The organism is Streptomyces sp. NPDC055815 (genome assembly GCF_053616475.1).
Map to the genome: position 1 here is coordinate 1 of NZ_JBSHDU010000122.1, position 17,102 is coordinate 17,102.

Consider the following 17,102-nt stretch of genomic DNA (forward strand, 5'->3'; position numbering starts at 1 on the left):
ATCGACTCCCCCGCGCTGTTGGGCGCGGACCCGGGGATGGGGGGGGGGTCCCGGACCCCCGCCCCTTCCGCGTACGCACCGCTACCAGGCCTCCGTGACCGCCCGGCGCGCCCCCTCCAGGTCCACCGCGAGGCCCGACTCGCCGAGCGCGGCGCCCAGCGCGGCCAGCGAGGACTGCACGGCCCCCGGCGTCGCGTCGACCCCGTAGTGGTTGACCCGGATCATCTCCTTGGCCAGCGCCCCGCCGCCCGCGATCAGCGGCAGCGAAGGATCGGCCGCGAGGGCCTCGGCCACCAGCTCCGAGGCGTCGAGACCCGCCGGCACGCGCAGCGTCGTCGCCACCGGGGCCGCGTCCTTCGCCTCGTACACGTACGGTTCGAGACCGCCGCCCAGGGCCAGCGCGCCCGCACGGGTCGCGGCCGCCGCCGAGGCGTGCCGCGCCATCAGCGCGTCCAGGCCCTCGGCCTCGATCCGCTCCACACAGGCCTCCAGGGCCAGCATCTCCAGCTGCGCCGGAGCGTGCAGGAGAGCCTTGCGGCCGCCGTCGATCCAGCGCTCCTTCCAGTCCAGGAGGGAGAGGTACGAGCGGCGCGGCGCGGCCGGGTTGGCGGCGAACCGCTCCCAGGCCCGCGCGCTCACCGACACCGCCGACACGCCCGCGGGGCCGCCCATCGCCTTCTGCGCGCCGATGATGCACATGTCCACGCCCCAGGCGTCCGGCAGCACCGGCTCGGCGCCGATCGACGCCACCGCGTCCAGGTAGAACAGCGCGCCGTGCGCCCGCACGACCTCGCCGATCTCCGCCACCGGGTTGGTGTTCCCGGTCGCGGCCTCCGCGTGCACGAGCGACACGAAGTCGATCTCCGGGTGCTCGGCGAGCGCCCGCTCCACCTGCTCCGCCGTCACGGCCGTGTGGAAGGGCACCTCCAGGTCGACCACGGTCGCCCCGCAGTCCCGCAGCCAGTTCCCGAAGGTCTGCCCGTACGGACCGGTGACGACGTTCAGCGCGGTCGAACCGGCCCGCGCGCCGCTGCGGATGCACCCCTCCAGGGGCAGCAGCGCCTCGCCCTGGGTGATCACCACGTCCTGCTCGGTGGAGAGCAGCGCGGCGACCCGGCGCTCGATCGACGCGAAGTGCGCGGCGGTCAGCGGGGCCAGGTCCAGCAGCGGATGTGTCACGGTCACGGGGGTTCCTTCAGCGGTGTCGCATGCGTGTCGCATACATCGGGATGAGGCTCGTGCCAGCCTAAGCGCTCCGCCCGCCGCCGGGCGGTCCGGCCCGTGCGCCGTCACGGCGGTGTGCGGAACGTGTCACAGGGCTCGCACCGGCGGGCTCGGACCCTTCCCCCGGCGCTCCGGCGGTGGGATGTTGCGGGCCGGAGCGGCGCCGCAGGACGCCGCCGGGAGGAACGGGGTGGACACCATGGCCAGAAGCACGAGACCCGGCGCGAACGAGAGAACGCTGCGGCGCCGGGCGGCGGTGGCCGCCGCGGCGCTCGCCGTCACCGCGCCGCTGACCCTCTGCGCCGCGGGAGCCGCGGGAGCCGCGGGAGCGGCGGGGACGCCCGGGACGACAGCGGCGGTGAGGACGTCGGGGACGACCGTGGCGTCGGGGACGTCGGGGACGTCGGGGACGACCGGGGCGGCGGCCTCGCCCGGGGCGGTGGCGACGTCCGCGCTGGCCGGCACGGTGGCCGACGCCGTCGCGGCCGCCACCGCGCGCGCGGCATGGTCGCCGATCGCCCCTCCGATCGTCTTCGCCCGCTACGACACGGCGGCGCCCATCGAGGACCTGTACGCGATCTCCCCGCTCGGCGGCACGCCCCTCCAGCTCACCCACACCCCCGCCGTCAGCGACGTGATGCCCAGCTGGTCCCCGGACGGCAAGCGGATCGCGTTCCTGCGCTACGGCACCGACGGGGTGATCGACGGCATCTGGACGATGAAGGCCAAGGGCGGCGACCTGAAGCTCGTGCCCGGTACGAAGGGCGCCTCCGACCCGGCGTGGTCCCCGGACGGCACCCGGATCGCCTACTCCAGGCCGGTCGACTCCCAGCGCGAGATCTACGTGGCCGGCTTCGACGGCGCCCCCGCCACCCGGCTCACCACCACCGCCGAGGACGAGTTCCACCCGACGTGGTCCCCGGACGGCAAGAACCTGGCGTTCAGCCGCCCCGACGCGGCCGGACACAGCCGCCTGCTGCGGATCCAGGTGTCCACCCTGGCCGAGACGCCGGTCACCCCGTCCCTCTCCCAGGACTGGTCGCCCGACTGGTCGCGCGGCAACCGGATCGCCTTCAGCCGGGTCGACTCCACCGGCTTCGCCCACCTCTACGACATCCGCCCCGACGGAACGGGCCTGCGCCAGATCACCACGGGCCCGGCCCACGACAAGTTCCCCTCCTGGTCGCCGGACGGCAGGCGCCTGGTCTTCACCCGCGGCGGCACCGACGACGCGGACCCCGAGCACCTCTTCCTCGTCCGGGCCGACGGCACCGGCCTCAAGCAGCTCACCACGACCGACGCGCACGACCTGGAGGCCGACTGGCGCCCGTGACCGGGCCCCTCGACACGGCTCGTAGAGTGCGGGTATGAGCGATCACGAGGTGCTGCACGTGAAGGGGCGGGTGCTCGTCGGCCCGGAGGACGTCCGCGACGAACTGTGGTGCGTCGACGGGCGGATCACCTTCGAGCGGCCCGCCGCCGAGGCCGTGACCGTCGAGGGCTGGGTGCTCCCCGGCCTCGTCGACGCCCACTGCCACGTCGGGCTCGACCGGCACGGCCCGGTCGACGAGGCCACCAGCGAGAAGCAGGCCCTCACCGACCGGGACGCCGGCACCCTGCTCATCCGGGACGCGGGCTCACCCTCCGACACCCGCTGGATCGACGAGCGCGAGGACCTCCCGAAGATCATCCGGGCGGGCCGGCACATCGCCCGCACCCGCCGTTACATCCGTAACTACGCCCATGAGATCGAGCCCGCCGACCTCGTCGCGTACGTCGGCCGGGAGGCCCGGAGGGGCGACGGCTGGGTCAAGCTCGTCGGCGACTGGATCGACCGGGAGGCGGGCGACCTCACCGCCTGCTGGCCGCGCCCCGAGGTCGAGGCGGCCATCGCGGAGGCGCACCGGCTCGGCGCCCGCGTCACCGCGCACTGCTTCGCCGAGGACTCGCTGCGGGACCTCGTGGAGGCGGGCATCGACTGCATCGAGCACGCCACCGGGCTCACCGAGGAGACGATCCCGCTCTTCGCCGAGCGGGGCGTCGCCATCGTCCCGACCCTGGTGAACATCGCGACCTTCCCGCACCTCGCCGACGGAGGCCAGGAGAAGTTCCCCCGCTGGTCGGCCCATATGCGCCGGCTCCACGCGCGCCGGTACGACACGGTCCGCGCGGCCTTCGACGCGGGCGTGCCCGTCTTCGTCGGCACCGACGCGGGCGGCTCCCTCGCCCACGGCCTGGTCGCCGAGGAGGTCGAGGAGCTCACCAAGGCGGGCATCCCGCCGATCGACGCGCTCGCGGCCACCGCCTGGGGGGCCAGGGCCTGGCTGGGCCGCCCCTCCCTGGAGGAGGGCGCCCCGGCCGACCTCGTCGTCTACGGCGAGGACCCGCGCGCGGACGTCCGCGTCCTCGCGGCACCGCGCCGGATCGTCGTCAACGGCCGGGTGGTGGGCTGAGCCCGGGCCGGTCCCGCAGGGGGCTCAGCGGCTCAGGAACCCGAGCCGGGCCGTCTTCGCCGCTGAGCCCGGGCAGGTCCCGCCGGGCGCTCAGCGGCTCAGGAACCCGAGCCGGGCCGTCTTCGCCGGGATGAAGACCTCCGGCAGGTCCACCTCGGGCAGCACGACCTCGGGGCCGAGCTCGAAACCGGCCCGTACGAGCCGGGCGAGCGCCTTGTCGTTGGCGGCGTCCGGGTCGACGACGATCCGGGTGCGGTCGGTCAGCGCGAAGTCGACGAGCGCGACGAGCAGCCGGCCCGTGAAGCCCGGCTGCGGGGCGACCCCCGGGGCCACGAGGAGGTGCACCCCGATGTCCCCCGGCCGTACCTCGTAGCACTCGCTCACCCGGTCGGCCTCGGGGTCGTACGTCTGGAAGAGGGCGACCGGCTCCCCGTCCCGGCTCACCAGGTAACCGTGGTGCGTGGTCAGCGAGTCGAGGTGGGCGTAGATCTCCCGGACCTGCTCGACGGTGGTGCCGGCCATGCCCCAGAAGCGGGCCCGCTCCTCGTTGACCCAGCCGTGCAGGAGCGGGGCGTCGCCGTCGGGGTCGACGGGCCGGACCGTGACGGTCCCGAAGTCCTCGACGGTCTGGACGTGTACGGCGGTGGTCATCCCTGCTCCTTGGTGAGGTTCTGCCAGCCGGTGGTGACGGGGGCGAGCTCGCCCCGCAGCCACAGGGGGAGTTGGTCGCGGTGGTGCGGGTCGCCGGGGACCCCGGACGCGCCGAACGGCACGATCCAGCGGCTCCGTTCCCGGTCGGCGAGGTCCCAGACGTAGCGCGCGGCGGAGGCGCGGGCACTGCGGTCGGTCCAGCCGGGCACGCTGGACGTGGAGAGCACGCAGTCGTGGTCCCCGCCGAGCCCCGGCCACCCCGCGTCGTCCGGGTCGGGCAGCGCCTGCCAGGGCGCGAGCCGGTGGGTCACGCCCCAGGCGGCGGGCCGCTCACCGGCGCCGGTCTCGTCGAGCGCCTCGCGCACGATCCGGTCGACGTCCCCGGCGGGCACGGGCCCGGCGACGAGCAGCGTCTCCAGGGCGAAGGCGACGCGCGGCCCGAGCGCGAGCCAGGGACGGAAGAGCTCGGGGTACGGGGCGGGGTCGCGCAGCGCCGCGAAGGCCTCGTGCGCGGCGAGGCGGCGCACGACGGCCCCGCGCACGGCCGCGTAGAGACCGGCGTCGGCGCTGTCCGCGTCCATCCGGCGGTCCCAGGCGAGCAGCCGCTCCCGGACGCCGGCGCCGGCGGGGGAGAGGCCCTCGTCCGCGCGGCGCACGGCGGCCAGGAGGCGGGCCGCCGAGGGGTTGTCGGTGTCCGAGTGGATCGCGGCCGTCGTCTCCGGGGTCCAGGCCGTCGAGGCGCCGAGCAGCGCGTCGATCCGGGCCGCCCGGTGCGGCGGGGCGAACTCGACGCCCAGGGGCGCGGCGAGCCCCCGGGCGTTGGCCATCACGGCGTGGCCGTTGACCTCGGCGCGGGGGAGCGGCGCCGGGGCGTCGGCCCAGGCGTGCGCCGGGTCCCAGGCGGGCACGATCCGCAGGGAGTTGTCCCGGTGCCGTACGGGGACGTGGCCGGCGACCCGGTGCAGGAGCCCGCCCTCGGTGTCGGCGGCCTGGACGACGTTCACCGGCTCGACCCAGCCGTCGAGGGCCGCGTCCACGTCGGCGACGGTCCGGGCGCGCAGCAGCGCGGGCAGCACCCCGAAGCCGAGCTCACCGGTGACCCGGGGCGGGTACCGCAGGGCGAGGGCTTCCCGGGCGTCGGCCGCGGGACCGTCCGTGTCGGTGATCACCGGTCCCCGGGCCGTCTCGATCACCTCGACGACCACCGGGTCCGCGCCCGCGACCTCGATCGTCTCCGGGTGCACGGCCGCCGGGGCCCAGCCGTCCGGGCCGAGGGCCTCCACGGTGCCGTCGGGGAGCCGGCGGAGCCGTTCCCGGTAGAGGTCCTGGTAGTCCGCCTTCGCGTTGGTGATCGCCCAGGCCACCGGCCCGGTGTGGCCGAAGTGGGCGAGTCCCGGGACGCCGGGCACGGCGAGGCCGACCACGTCGTACGCGGGGCAGGCGAGCCGGATCTGCTGGTAGACGCCCGGCGCCTCGATGAACCGGTGCGGGTCGCCGGCCACCAGGGCCGCCCCGCTGGCGGTCCGTCCGCCGGCCACGACCCAGCCGTTGGAGCCCGCGGTGCCGGGGCCGTCGGTGGCGAAGAGCTCCGTCCACTCCTCGCCGAGCCGCCGGGCGACCTCGTCCCGCCACAGCTTGGTGGGGAAGCCGGCGAAGAGGATGTGGGTGGAGAGCCAGACGGCGAGCGGGGTCCAGGGCTCCCAGCGGCCGGGCGCGAGGCCGGTCTCGGCGAACTCGGGTGCGCGGCCTGCGCCTTCGGCGAGACCGTCGTTGACCCCGTCCACGTACGCGCGTACCCACGCGGCCGTCGCCGTGTCGGTCTCCGCGAGCCGGTCGAAGCAGCGGCGGGCGGTGTCGGCGAGCCGGACCCGGCGGGCGAAGGTGTCCCAGCCGAGCTCGGCGGCGCCCAGGAAGGCGGCGCTGGTGCCCTGGGCCCGGTGGCGCTCGACCTCCAGCTGCCAGGCGCGGTCGCGGGCGGTGACCCGCCCCTGGGCGAAGGCCAGTTCGTCCGGGTCCCCGGCGCGCAGATGGGGGACGCCCCAGGCGTCCCGGTAGACCTCGATGCTCACGGAGAGGGAGACCCTTCTTAGGTTAGGCTGGCCTAAATTAGCCTACAGGAGTCCGGGAGTCGTCCCTCTCGCCGGGTTGACGATCCGTGACCCGCGGCCGCCGCTGATCGTTCTCACCGAATCCGCCCGCACCTCCCCGTACGAAACACGCGGGACGGCCGGGAACGGTTGTGTCGAGAAAAATCGAAAAAGAACACGGAAACCCCCCTTTGGAGTGAACTCACCTCAGGCGACTGCCGGTTCACTCTCCGTGCGTAAAGATTCCGGTGTCTCAAGTCGCCGAGGCCGTGCCGACCCACCGTCCCCGTGGTGAGCGGCCGGCGACGCCATGTCTCCTGTGGGGGTTCCACATCTTGAACAGCAACACCTTCCGCCTGCCCGTACGCCGCTCCGCGGCCGCCGCGACCGTCGCCGCCCTGGCCGTCGGCCCCGTGCTCCTCGCGGCCCCGGCGGCGCACGCCACGGGCGGCGAAGGGCGCGCCACCGCCGTCGTGCTGCGGGCCGGCCTCGACGTCTCCCTCCTCGGCAAGACCGTGAACGTGCCGGTCCGGACCTCCCTCAACGAGGTCGAGGCGCCCGAGAGCGAGAACGAGACCGCGCTCTCCGTGAAGGTGCAGGGAGCCGAGGGCGGGAAGCCGGTCGACCTCCTCAAGGCCGATGTCGCCACCGCGGACGCGACCGTGGACGAGAAGAAGGCCGAGGGGTACGTCAACCTCGTCAAGGCCCGGGTCCACGTCCCCGGCATCCCGCTGCTCTCCCTGATCGAGGTCGAGAAGGTCACCTCCAAGGCGCTGTGCGAGGTGGGGAAGAAGCCGGTCGCCCAGTCCAACGTCCTCGGTCACGTCACCGTGTTCGGCAAGAAGACCACCCTGTCCGCGGCCGGCCGGACCCAGGTCGCCGTGCCGGGCGTCGGCGAGGTCACCCTGGACCTCTCCCGTACCTCCACGACCTCCCGCACCGCCGCGGCCACGGCCCTCGAACTCAAGGTGGCGGTCAACCCGCTGAAGCTCGGCGTCGCCGAGGTCAACGGCACCGTGACCCTCGCCGAGGCCACCTGCGAGACGCCCAAGGGCACGGCCCCGACCGAGAAGCCCACGGAGCAGCCGACCGGGAAGCCCACCCAGCAGCCCAGCGAGCGGCCGACCCAGCAGCCCTCGGTCGAGCCGAGCGACGCCGGCGGCATCAAGACCAACAGCGGCGGCACCACGCCCACCGAGAACCTCGCCGAGACCGGCGGCAGCTCCACCACCCCGTACATCGCGGCCGGAGCGCTCGCCCTCCTCGTCGCCGGCGGCGGCGCCCTCGTCGTGACCCGCTCGCGCGCCCGCAACCGCGGCTGACGGTCCGAGGGGGAAGCGCCGGGGGGCGCCAGGAGGGGGAACAAGGGTCCGGGGAGGGCGGCGGTGACGACACCGCCCTCCCCGGGCCCTTCCGCCCGTCTCCCGGGACCGTACGGCTCAGCCGCAGATCAGCAGCGCCTGGTCGAGCGCCTGCAGGAAGCGGTTCGTCGTCGCCCGGTCCCGGACCGCGAGCCGCAGCCAGTTCCGGTCGAGCCCCGGGAACGTGTCGCCCCGGCGGGCCGCGAACCCCAGCGCCCGCAGCCGCTCCCGGACCACGTCCGCCCCTTCGATCCGCAGCAGCACGAAGGGGCCCTCCGAGCCCGGCACCGTCCGCACCTCGTCGAACTCCGCGAGCCCGGCGAGCAGATGGGCCCGCTCCACCCCGATCCGGTACGCCGCGTGCTCCGCCTCCGCGAGCGCCGCCCGCGACATGCACGCCTCCGCCGCCACCAGGGCCGGCGTCGACACCGGCCACAGCGGCTGGGTCCGCTCCAGGGCCGCGATCGTCTCCGGCTCGGCCAGCACGTACCCGATCCGCAGCCCGGCGAGCCCCCAGGTCTTCGTGAGGCTCCGCAGCACCACGAGTCCCGGCACGTCCGTCCGCCCGGCCAGCGACTCCCGCTCGCCCGGCACCGCGTCCATGAACGCCTCGTCCACCACCAGGACCCGCCCCGGCCGGGCGAGCGCGGCGATCGAGGCGGCCGGATGCAGCACGGAGGTCGGGTTGGTGGGGTTCCCGATCACCACCAGGTCGGCGTCCTCAGGAACCGCCGCCGGATCAAGACGGAAACCGTCCTCCTCGCGCAGCAGCACCCGGCGCACCTCGTGCCCGGCGTCCCGCAGCGCCGCCTCCGGCTCGGTGAACTGCGGATGCACCACCACCGGCCGCCGCACCGGCAGCGCCCGCGCCAGGAGCACGAACGCCTCCGCCGCGCCCGCCGTCAGCAGCACCCGGTTCGAGGGCAGGTCGTGCCGCTCGGCGACCGCCGCCCGCGCGGACCGGCCGTCCGGATAGGCCGCGAGGCCGGTCAGCGAGTCGGCGATCCGCTCCCGCAGCCAGTCCGGCGGGGTGTTCGTCCGGACATTGACCGCCAGATCGATGAGTTTCTCGTCCCTGACCTCGGCGTCACCGTGGTGACGCAGGTCGTGGGCGTCGGTATGCGCGTGGGTGTCCATGGCCGCCGTCGTGTGGGGGGTGGGGATGGTGGGGGGTGAGCCAGGCTCGCCAGCGATGTACCCGTGCGTCAAGGGCAACAACCGTGCGACGGACGTCACTTCGTTCGGACGAAACGGGAGGAAAGCGGCGATCGCGCAGGTCGCGCGCCGTGATTTCCGCTTCGGCACCAGCAACACGACCCCGGAGGTGTCCGCCGCCCCCGCCGCAAGCAGCGCCGCCGCCTCCGCCACGGACGCCGTGCCCGTCGCGGCCAGCGGCAGCGCCGACGGATGCGGTACGGGTACGGCCGCCAGCTCGCCGGCCGTGAACCCGCGCACCGGCACCCCCAGTGCCGCGGCGGCCGCCACGATCCCCGGCTCCGCCGCCCGCGCGTCCAGCGTGCCCAGCGACCCGACGTCGGCGCGCGTCAGCCCCGCCTCCCGCAGGACCGCGTCCACCAGCGCGAGGACCTCGTCCACCGGAACGCCCGACCGGGCCCCGACGCCGAGGTGCGCGGACGCCGTCCCATCGGATAGCAAAGGCCCATGGCTGTAGTCGTCGCGCTCGGCGCGTTCCTCATGACGCTCTTCGGCGGCTGGGTCGCCGGGCGCGTCACCGACCGCCGCCACCTCGTCCTCGGCCTCGCCGGCGGACTCATGCTCGGCGTCGTCGGACTCGACCTCCTGCCGGAGGCCCTGGAGGCCGCGGGGAAGAAGGTCTTCGGCGTCCCCGAGGCCCTGCTGCTCTTCGTCGGCGGCTTCCTCTTCGCCCACGTCGTCGAGCGGCTCCTCGCCGTCCGCCGCGCGGCGCACGGCGTCGGCGCCGACGAGCGGGTTCCCCAGGTCGGCCTGACGGCGGCGGCCGCGATGGTCCTCCACAGCCTCATGGACGGCGTCGCGCTCGGCGCCGCGTTCCAGGTCGGCGGCGGCATGGGCGCCACCGTCGCCCTCGCCGTCATCACCCACGACTTCGCCGACGGCTTCAACACGTACACGATCACGAGCCTCTACGGGAACGCCCGCCGCAAGGCCGTCACGATGCTCGTCGCGGACGCCGTCGCCCCGATCGTCGGCGCCGGACTCGCCACGCTGTTCACCCTTCCGGAGGAACTGCTCGGCTGCTATCTCGGCTTCTTCGGCGGCGCCCTGCTCTACCTCGCCGCCGCCGAGATCCTGCCGGAGGCCCACCACACGCACCCGGCCCGCTCCACCCTGCTGTGCACGGTGGCGGGCGTGGCCTTCATCTGGCTGGTGGTGGGCGTCTCCGGCGGCTGAACTCACGCGCAGTGCTCCACGAACCGCGCGGCGACCTCCGGGGAGCCCGCCCAGTGGGTGTGCACATAGCTGGCGTGCACCCCGCCCTGCACGAAGCCCTCCACCCGTCGCTCCGGCTGCCGCAGCCCCCAGGCCGCCAGCGGCCCGGCGCCCGGCTCGATGACGGTGCGGTGGAACTCGTGGCCGCGCAGCCGTGCCCCGGCCGGCGCGAGGACGCTGTCGTTGACCGCGACCGCGTCCCGGTAGCCGAGCGTGAGCCGCGCCGACATCCGCGCGTCGGCGTCGAGCACGCCGCACATCGGGTGCCCGTCCAGGGACCGCGCCAGGTAAAGGAGCCCGGCGCACTCGGCGGCGACGGGCGCGCCGGACGCCGCGAGCTCGGCGACGGCCTTGCGCAGCGGCTCGTTGGCGGAGAGCTGCTCGCCGTACATCTCGGGGAAGCCGCCGCCTATGACGAGCCCACGGGTCCCCTCGGGGAGGGCCTCGTCCCGGAGCGGGTCGAAGGTGACGACCTCGGCGCCGGCGGCCTGGAGCAGCTCGGTGTGCTCGGCGTACGAGAACGTGAACGCGGCCCCACCGGCGACGGCGACGACGGGCCGAGGTGTGGGCATACGTTCCGCCGGGGCGATGGGGGTCCCCCCTGCTCGAGCGAAGCCGAGAGCTTGGGGGAGGGTGGGCACACCGGAACCACCGGCGTGCAGCCGCTCCCCGACCTCAGCCACCCACGGCTCGGCGTGCAGCTCGGGCGCGCTGCGGGCCAAGGCCAGCAGCGCCTCCAGGTCGCACCCCTGCCGCACCTGCTCCGCCTGCGCCGCCACAGCTTCGACGGCCTGCGCCTGCCGCTCGGCAACCGGCACAAGCCCGAGGTGCCGCGACGGCGTCGCGACGGCGGGCGCCCGCCGCAGCACACCCAGCACCGGCACCCCCGACTCCCCGAGCGCCTCCCGCAGCAGGTGCTCGTGCCGGTCCGTGGCGACCTTGTTGAGGATCACGCCCCCGATCCGCACCTCCGGGTCCCAGGACGCGAACCCGTGCACGAGCGCGGCGACCGACCGGGACTGGGAGGAGGCGTCCACGACGAGGACGACCGGCGCACGCAGCAGCTTCGCCACCTGCGCGGTGGACGCCAGCTCGCCCTGGTCGGCGGCCCCGTCGTACAGGCCCATGACCCCCTCGACCACGGCCAGGTCGCAGCCGCGCGACCCGTGCAGGAAGAGCGGCGCGATCTGCCCCGTACCGCACATGTACGCGTCGAGGTTGCGGCCCGGGCGGCCGGTCGCGAGCGCGTGGTAGCCGGGGTCGATGTAGTCGGGGCCGACCTTGTGCGGGGAGACGGCCAGACCACGGCCGGCGAACGCGGCCATGAGGCCGGTCGCGACCGTGGTCTTGCCCGCGCCGGACGACGGCGCGGCGATGACGAGACGTGCTACCACTCGATGCCCCGCTGGCCCTTCTGACCGGCGTCCATCGGGTGCTTGACCTTGGACATGTCGGTGACGAGATCGGCGAAGTCGACGAGCTCCTGCGGGGCGTTGCGGCCGGTGATGACGACGTGCTGGGAGCCGGGACGGTCGCGCAGCACCTCGACGACCTCCTTGACGTCGATCCAGCCCCAGTGCAGCAGGTAGGCGAACTCGTCGAGGACGTAGAACTTGTACGTCTCGGCGGCGAGGTCCCGCTTGACCTGCTCCCAGCCCTGCCGTGCCTTCTCCTCGTGCGTGATCTCGCCCTCGGCGACCTCGCGCTGGATCCAGGACCAGCCCTCGCCCATCTTGTTCCAGGTGACCGTGCCGCCCTTGCCGGTCTCGCCGAGCGCCTTGAGGGCGTTCTCCTCGCCGACCTTCCACTTGGCGGACTTGACGAACTGGAACACCCCGATCGGCCAGCCCTGGTTCCAGGCGCGCAGCGCCATGCCGAACGCGGCGGTCGACTTCCCCTTGCCGACGCCGGTGTGCACCATGACCAGCGCCCGGTTGCGGCGCTGACGGGTGGTGAGGCCGTCGTCGGGCACGACGGTCGGCTGTCCCTGCGGCATTAAGCGGCCCTCCTGGTGGCGTTGTCTGCTTGTACGTCTCTGACGAGGCCGGCGATCGAGTCGGCGCGCAGCTCGTCCAAGGTGACGGCGGTGCCGCCGAGTTCACGCGCCAGGGTCCCGGCGAGCCCGAGGCGCACCGGGCCGGTCTCGCAGTCCACGACCACCGAGGCCGTGCCGTCGGCGGCGTGCAGTCGCGCGGCCCGGGCGGCGAGCGCCACCGGATCGCCCGAGGCCCGCCCGCCGGTCGCCCGCCCGTCGGTCACGACGACGAGCAGCGGGCGGCGCGAGGGGTCCCGCAGCCGCTCGACCCGCAGTACGTCATGGGCCTTGAGCAGCCCGGCGGCGAGCGGTGTACGGCCTCCGGTCGGCAGCTTCTCCAGGCGGGCGGCGGCCGCGTCCACGGACGAGGTCGGCGGCAGCGCGACCTCGGCGTCCCGGCCCCGGAAGGTGACGAGACCGACCTTGTCGCGCCGCTGGTAGGCGTCGAGCAGCAGCGAGAGGACGGCGCCCTTCACGGCGCTCATCCGCTGCCGCGCCGCCATGGAGCCGGAGGCGTCCACGGCGAAGAGCACGAGGTTGCCCTCGCGGCCCTCCCGGGTCGCCTGCCGCAGATCGTCGCGGCGGACCACCAGACCGGGCCCGGACCGGCCGCGCGCCCGCTGGTGCGGGGCGGCGGCCTGAACGGTCGCGGCCAGGTGCAGCTTGGTCAGCGCGCCCCGGGGCCGGGTGGATCCGGTGGTACGGCCGTGCTCGGTGCGGGCGCGGGAACGGCGCCCGGCGGCGCCCTCGCCGAGACCGGGCACGCTCAGCACCCTCGTACGGAAGGGCTCGCCGGCCTTGACGGCGGCGCGCTCACCGGCGCCGGAGCCCTGCGGGGCGGGGGCGGGCGCGCTCTCCGGCGCCTCGGCGGACTCGGGCGCGGGACCGTCGGGCCCCTCACCCTGCGGCGGTACGCCCCCGCCACCCCCACCCGGACCGCCGTCACCGGGCCCGTCGGGCTCGGGGTCGTCGTCCGGTGCGTCGCCCTTGAACTGCTCCAGGGTCTCGTCGAGCTTGTCCTCGTCGAGGCCGGGCGCGTCGAAGGGCGAGCGCCGGCGGCGGTGGGGGAGGGCCAGGAGCGCGGCCTGCCGCACGTCCTCGGAGGTGACCTCGGTCCGTCCGGCCCAGGCGGCGAGGGCGGTCGCGGTCCGGGCCATGACGATGTCGGCGCGCATGCCGTCCACCTCGAACGCGGCGCAGGTCGCGGCGATCTGGAGCAGCACCGCGTCGCCGAGGGTCACCTGCGGCAGCAACGCCCGGGCGGCGACGATCCGTTCGCGCAGCGCGGCCTCCTCGCCGGCCCAGCGGGCGGCGAAGGCGGCGGGGTCGTCCTCGAACGCGAGGCGCCGCCGGACGACCTCGACCCGCTGCTCCGGGTCCCGGGAGGCGGCGACCTCGACGGTGAGCCCGAACCGGTCGAGGAGCTGCGGCCGCAGCTCGCCCTCTTCGGGATTCATGGTCCCGACGAGCAGGAAGCGGGCCGCGTGCCGCACGGAGACGCCTTCGCGCTCGACGTGGGAGGCGCCCATGGCGGCCGCGTCGAGCAGATGGTCGATCAGGTGGTCGCTCAGCAGGTTGACCTCGTCGACGTAGAGGATCCCCCGGTGCGCGGCGGCGAGGAGCCCCGGCTCGAAGGCCTTCACGCCCTCGGCGAGGGCCTTCTCGATGTCGAGCGAGCCGACGAGCCGGTCCTCGGAGGCGCCGACGGGCAGCTCGACCATCCGCGCGGCACGCGCGGTGCCGGGCGCGTCGCCGTGCGGCCCGTCCGGGCAGCCCGGGTCGGGGGAGGCCGGGTCACAACTGAACCGGCAGCCCGCGACCACCGGAACCTCCGGCAGCAGCTCGGCGAGCGCACGGACGGCGGTGGACTTGGCGGTCCCCTTCTCACCCCGCACGAGCACCCCGCCGACGGCCGGGCTGACGGCGTTCAGCAGCAGCGCGAGCCGCAGGTCGTCCATGCCGACGACGGCGGTGAACGGATAGCGGGTGCTCATCGGGTGGTCACTCCTTCGATAGGTACGGATGCCGGGACCGCGCGGCCGCTCACGGCGCACCCGGCGGCACGAACGGCAGCCCCGTCGGCGCGCCGTTCTCGATCAGCCGGAGCAGCGCGTCCGTGTCCGCGTGTTCCTCGATCAGGTCGCCGAGCCGGTCGAGCTGCTCCTCCCGCAGCGCGCCGAACGAGGTGTCCGGCGCCGGGACGAACCGGCGTCCCGCCGCCGCCGCGACCTCCCGCAGGAACGCCCGGCGGAAGCCGTCGCTCTCCAGCGAGCCGTGCCAGTGGGTGCCCCACACGGAGCCGACCCGGCAGCCGTCCAGGAACGGTTCCCCGCCGTCCACGGTGGCGACGCCGTGGTGGATCTCGTACCCCTCGACCCGCTCGCCGAGCGCCTCGCCGACCGGCCGGGCGAGGGTCTTCTCGACCCCGAAGCGGATCCGTACGGGCAGCAGCCCGAGTCCGTCGACCACGCCGGCCTTCGACTCGACCTCGTCCTCGATGCGTTCGGCGAGGGCCTGGAAGCCGCCGCAGATGCCGAGCACCGGCCGGCCCTCGGCCGCGCGCCGGACGAGGGCGTCCGCGAGCCCCCGCTCCCGCAGCCAGGCCAGCGCCTTGACCGTCCCCCGGGTGCCGGGCACGACGACCAGGTCGGCGTCGACGAGCTCCTCGGGCCGGTCCACGAACCGGACGACGACGCCCGGTTCGGCGGCGAGCGCGTCGACGTCCGTGAAGTTGGACATCAGCGGTACGGCGCAGACGGCGACCCGCAGCACGTCCTCGCCGACCGGCGGTGCGACGACCGACTCGCGGACGGTGCCGCGCAGGGACACCCGCAGGCCGTCCTCCTCGTCGATGCCGAGCCCGTGCGCGTACGGCAGGACACCGAAGGTCCGGCGCCCGGTGAGCCCGTGCAGCATGTCGAGGCCCGGTTCGAGGAGCGTCACGTCGCCGCGGAACTTGTTCACCAGATAGCCCGCCACCAGCGCCTGGTCCTCGGGCGCGAGCAGCGCCGTCGTCCCGAAGAACTGGGCGAAGACCCCGCCCCGGTCGATGTCCCCGACCACGACGACGGGCAGCTTCGCGGCGCGCGCGATGCCCATGTTCACGATGTCCGTGCGCCGCAGGTTGATCTCGGCCGGACTGCCCGCCCCCTCGCAGATCACGGCGTCATACGTGCCCCGGAGTTCCTCCAGGCACGCCATCACCGGCTCGAAGAGCGTCTGCTGCCGGCCACCGTGGTAGCCGCGGGCGCTCATCTCGCCGACCGGCTTGCCCATGAGGACGACCTGGCTGGAGCGGTCGCTGCCGGGCTTGAGCAGCACCGGGTTCATCAGCGCGGTCGGTTCGACCCGCGCGGCCTGCGCCTGCATGGCCTGCGCGCGGCCGATCTCGGCGCCCTCCCGGGTGACGAAGGAGTTGAGGGACATGTTCTGTCCCTTGAACGGCGCGACCTTGACGCCCCGCCGGACCAGCCAGCGGCAGATGCCGGCCGTGACGACGCTCTTGCCCGCGTCGGACGTGGTCCCGGCGACGAGCAGCCCCCCACCCCTCATGCGTTCCTCCGCTTCAGCGCGCTCGCGATCATGCGGCCGCCGACGCAGGCGGCCAGGGTCAGTCCGGTGATCCGGCGGGAGAGCCGGACCGCGCGGTCGATGTCGGCGACCTCGACGGGCCGCCCCCCGCCGTTGAGGACGGGCCGGTGCTCGACCCGTCCGGCGTACGAGAGGGTGCCCCCGAGCCGTACGCCGAGGGCGCCCGCGAAGGAGGCCTCGACGGGGCCCGCGTTGGGGCTCGGGTGCTTCGCGGCGTCCGCCCGCCAGGCCCGTACGGCCCCGCGCGGGTTCCCGCCGGCGACGGTCGCCAGGGCGGCGGTCAGCCGGGCGCCGGGCCAGCCGGCCACGTCGTCGAGGCGGGCCGAGGCCCAGCCGTACCTGCGGTACCGGGGGGACTTGTGGCCGACCATCGCGTCGAGGGTGTTCACCGCGCGGAAGCCGACCAGGCCCGGCACGCCCGCGACCGCTCCCCAGAAGAGGGCGCCCACGACCGCGTCGGAGGTGTTCTCGGCGACGGATTCGACGACGGCGCGGGCCATCGCGGGACCGTCGAGGGACTGCGGGTCGCGTCCGCACAGGTGCGGCAGCCGTTCCCGGGCGACCTCCAGGTCCCCGGCGGCGAGGGCGCCGCCGATCGCCCTGGCCTCGCGGCCCAGGGTCGTACCGCCGACGACGGCCCAGACCGAGGCGGCGGTGAGGGCGGCGGAGGCGGCGCGGCTGCCCCGTACCGTACGGGCGGCGAGGGCGCCGGCGGCGACGGTGGCACCGGCGCAGACGGCGGTGTGCAGGGCGCCCCAGCCGCGGTGGTCGTGCCAGAGGGCCTTCTCGACCCGGCCCGCGGCCCGGCCGAAGGCGGCGACGGGGTGTCCGCGGCGGGGATCGCCGAGGAGCAGGTCGACGGCGAGACCGGCGGCGGCGCCGTACGCGAATCCGTCCGGGGAGAGGCGGCTGGCTCTGGAGAAGCTCGGGCTGCGGCCGGGCATGGCGCTGTGTCCTCACTCAGGGTCCGCGCCCTGGATCGACGTGACCGGCGGCGAGAGTTCCTGACTCCCGGACCCGTGGGATCCGGTCACAGTGGCGGGACCGCGCCGGAATCGCACCGGACTTCCTCTACTGCCGCCGTAATGGCCTCGGCAGTCCACCACGGCCCGAGAACAGCCGTCAACTCACCCTTGACCTGCACCGCGTCACTGTGCGAAGCACCACAAACACGACGGCGGGGGGGGGGGGGGGGGGGGGGGGGGGGGGGCCCGCCCCCCCCCCCCCCCCCCCCGCGCGCCGGCGCGGGGGGGGTGGGAGGATGGAGGGC

The 17,102-nt window shown here is 75.0% G+C and carries 14 protein-coding genes and 1 riboswitch; of the genes, 4 read left to right on the top strand and 10 right to left on the bottom strand.

Features of this window, described 5'->3' with window-relative positions; translation table 11 throughout:
- Nucleotides 1–81: 81 nt before the first annotated feature.
- Together ACWGN5_RS39710 and ACWGN5_RS39715 are read right to left on the bottom strand one after the other, a co-directional pair.
- Nucleotides 82–1,179, bottom strand: coding sequence for a pyridoxal-phosphate-dependent aminotransferase family protein (locus tag ACWGN5_RS39710; RefSeq protein WP_453523345.1), 1,098 nt, complete (start codon nucleotides 1,177–1,179; stop codon nucleotides 82–84).
- A gap of 132 nt (nucleotides 1,180–1,311) precedes the next feature.
- Complete coding sequence (locus tag ACWGN5_RS39715; protein ID WP_453523319.1) at nucleotides 1,312–1,689, bottom strand: hypothetical protein; 378 nt, start codon at nucleotides 1,687–1,689, stop codon at nucleotides 1,312–1,314.
- On the opposite strand from ACWGN5_RS39715, the gene ACWGN5_RS39720 reads away from it, so the two are divergent.
- A complete protein-coding gene (locus tag ACWGN5_RS39720) occupies nucleotides 1,664–2,557 on the top strand; it encodes a hypothetical protein (RefSeq protein WP_453523321.1) in 894 nt (297 codons plus the stop codon). The two genes, ACWGN5_RS39715 and ACWGN5_RS39720, sit on opposite strands and share 26 nt — an antisense overlap.
- 34 nt (nucleotides 2,558–2,591) lie before the next feature.
- The gene (locus ACWGN5_RS39725) at nucleotides 2,592–3,677 is read left to right on the top strand and encodes an amidohydrolase family protein (protein WP_453523323.1); all 1,086 of its coding nucleotides are present in this window, start codon (nucleotides 2,592–2,594) and stop codon (nucleotides 3,675–3,677) included.
- A gap of 90 nt (nucleotides 3,678–3,767) precedes the next feature.
- Here ACWGN5_RS39725 and ACWGN5_RS39730 read toward each other — a convergent pair whose 3' ends face one another.
- A complete protein-coding gene (locus ACWGN5_RS39730; RefSeq protein ID WP_453523325.1) occupies nucleotides 3,768–4,328 on the bottom strand; it encodes a GNAT family N-acetyltransferase in 561 nt (186 codons plus the stop codon).
- Nucleotides 4,325–6,397: a penicillin acylase family protein gene (locus ACWGN5_RS39735; protein ID WP_453523327.1), complete on the bottom strand. Its 2,073-nt coding sequence runs from the start codon at nucleotides 6,395–6,397 to the stop codon at nucleotides 4,325–4,327. Before ACWGN5_RS39735 ends, ACWGN5_RS39730 begins: the two co-directional genes overlap by 4 nt.
- 353 nt (nucleotides 6,398–6,750) lie before the next feature.
- On the opposite strand from ACWGN5_RS39735, the gene ACWGN5_RS39740 reads away from it, so the two are divergent.
- Nucleotides 6,751–7,737, top strand: a complete 987-nt coding sequence (locus ACWGN5_RS39740; RefSeq protein WP_453523329.1) for an SCO1860 family LAETG-anchored protein — start codon at nucleotides 6,751–6,753, stop codon at nucleotides 7,735–7,737.
- Nucleotides 7,738–7,854: 117 nt separating this feature from the next.
- On the opposite strand, the gene cobC is transcribed toward ACWGN5_RS39740, so the two are convergent.
- Nucleotides 7,855–9,372, bottom strand: a complete 1,518-nt coding sequence (gene cobC / locus ACWGN5_RS39745; RefSeq protein WP_453523331.1) for an Rv2231c family pyridoxal phosphate-dependent protein CobC — start codon at nucleotides 9,370–9,372, stop codon at nucleotides 7,855–7,857.
- 66 nt (nucleotides 9,373–9,438) lie between these two features.
- Between cobC and ACWGN5_RS39750 the strand changes: the two genes are divergently transcribed.
- Nucleotides 9,439–10,167 (top strand): ZIP family metal transporter, encoded by a 729-nt coding sequence (locus tag ACWGN5_RS39750; protein ID WP_453523333.1) that lies wholly within the window; start codon nucleotides 9,439–9,441, stop codon nucleotides 10,165–10,167.
- Between the two features lie 2 nt (nucleotides 10,168–10,169).
- Here the strand turns inward: ACWGN5_RS39750 and ACWGN5_RS39755 are convergent, their stop codons facing one another.
- The 5 genes from ACWGN5_RS39755 to ACWGN5_RS39775 are packed head-to-tail and all read right to left on the bottom strand — an operon-like array spanning nucleotide 10,170 to nucleotide 16,776.
- A complete protein-coding gene (locus ACWGN5_RS39755) occupies nucleotides 10,170–11,600 on the bottom strand; it encodes a cobyrinate a,c-diamide synthase (protein ID WP_453523335.1) in 1,431 nt (476 codons plus the stop codon).
- Nucleotides 11,594–12,202, bottom strand: coding sequence for a cob(I)yrinic acid a,c-diamide adenosyltransferase (gene cobO / locus ACWGN5_RS39760; RefSeq protein WP_453523337.1), 609 nt, complete (start codon nucleotides 12,200–12,202; stop codon nucleotides 11,594–11,596). Before cobO ends, ACWGN5_RS39755 begins: the two co-directional genes overlap by 7 nt.
- Nucleotides 12,202–14,235 carry a putative cobaltochelatase gene (locus ACWGN5_RS39765; protein WP_453523339.1) on the bottom strand — a complete coding sequence of 678 codons (2,034 nt, stop codon included), beginning with the start codon at nucleotides 14,233–14,235 and terminating at the stop codon, nucleotides 12,202–12,204. The genes cobO and ACWGN5_RS39765 overlap by 1 nt, the downstream gene beginning before the upstream one ends.
- Nucleotides 14,236–14,284: 49 nt before the next feature.
- Nucleotides 14,285–15,793: a cobyric acid synthase gene (locus ACWGN5_RS39770; protein WP_453523341.1), complete on the bottom strand. Its 1,509-nt coding sequence runs from the start codon at nucleotides 15,791–15,793 to the stop codon at nucleotides 14,285–14,287.
- Complete coding sequence (locus ACWGN5_RS39775; protein WP_453523343.1) at nucleotides 15,790–16,776, bottom strand: cobalamin biosynthesis protein; 987 nt, start codon at nucleotides 16,774–16,776, stop codon at nucleotides 15,790–15,792. Before ACWGN5_RS39775 ends, ACWGN5_RS39770 begins: the two co-directional genes overlap by 4 nt.
- 35 nt (nucleotides 16,777–16,811) lie before the next feature.
- Nucleotides 16,812–16,951, bottom strand: a riboswitch (cobalamin riboswitch).
- Between the last annotated feature and the right edge of the window lie 151 nt (nucleotides 16,952–17,102).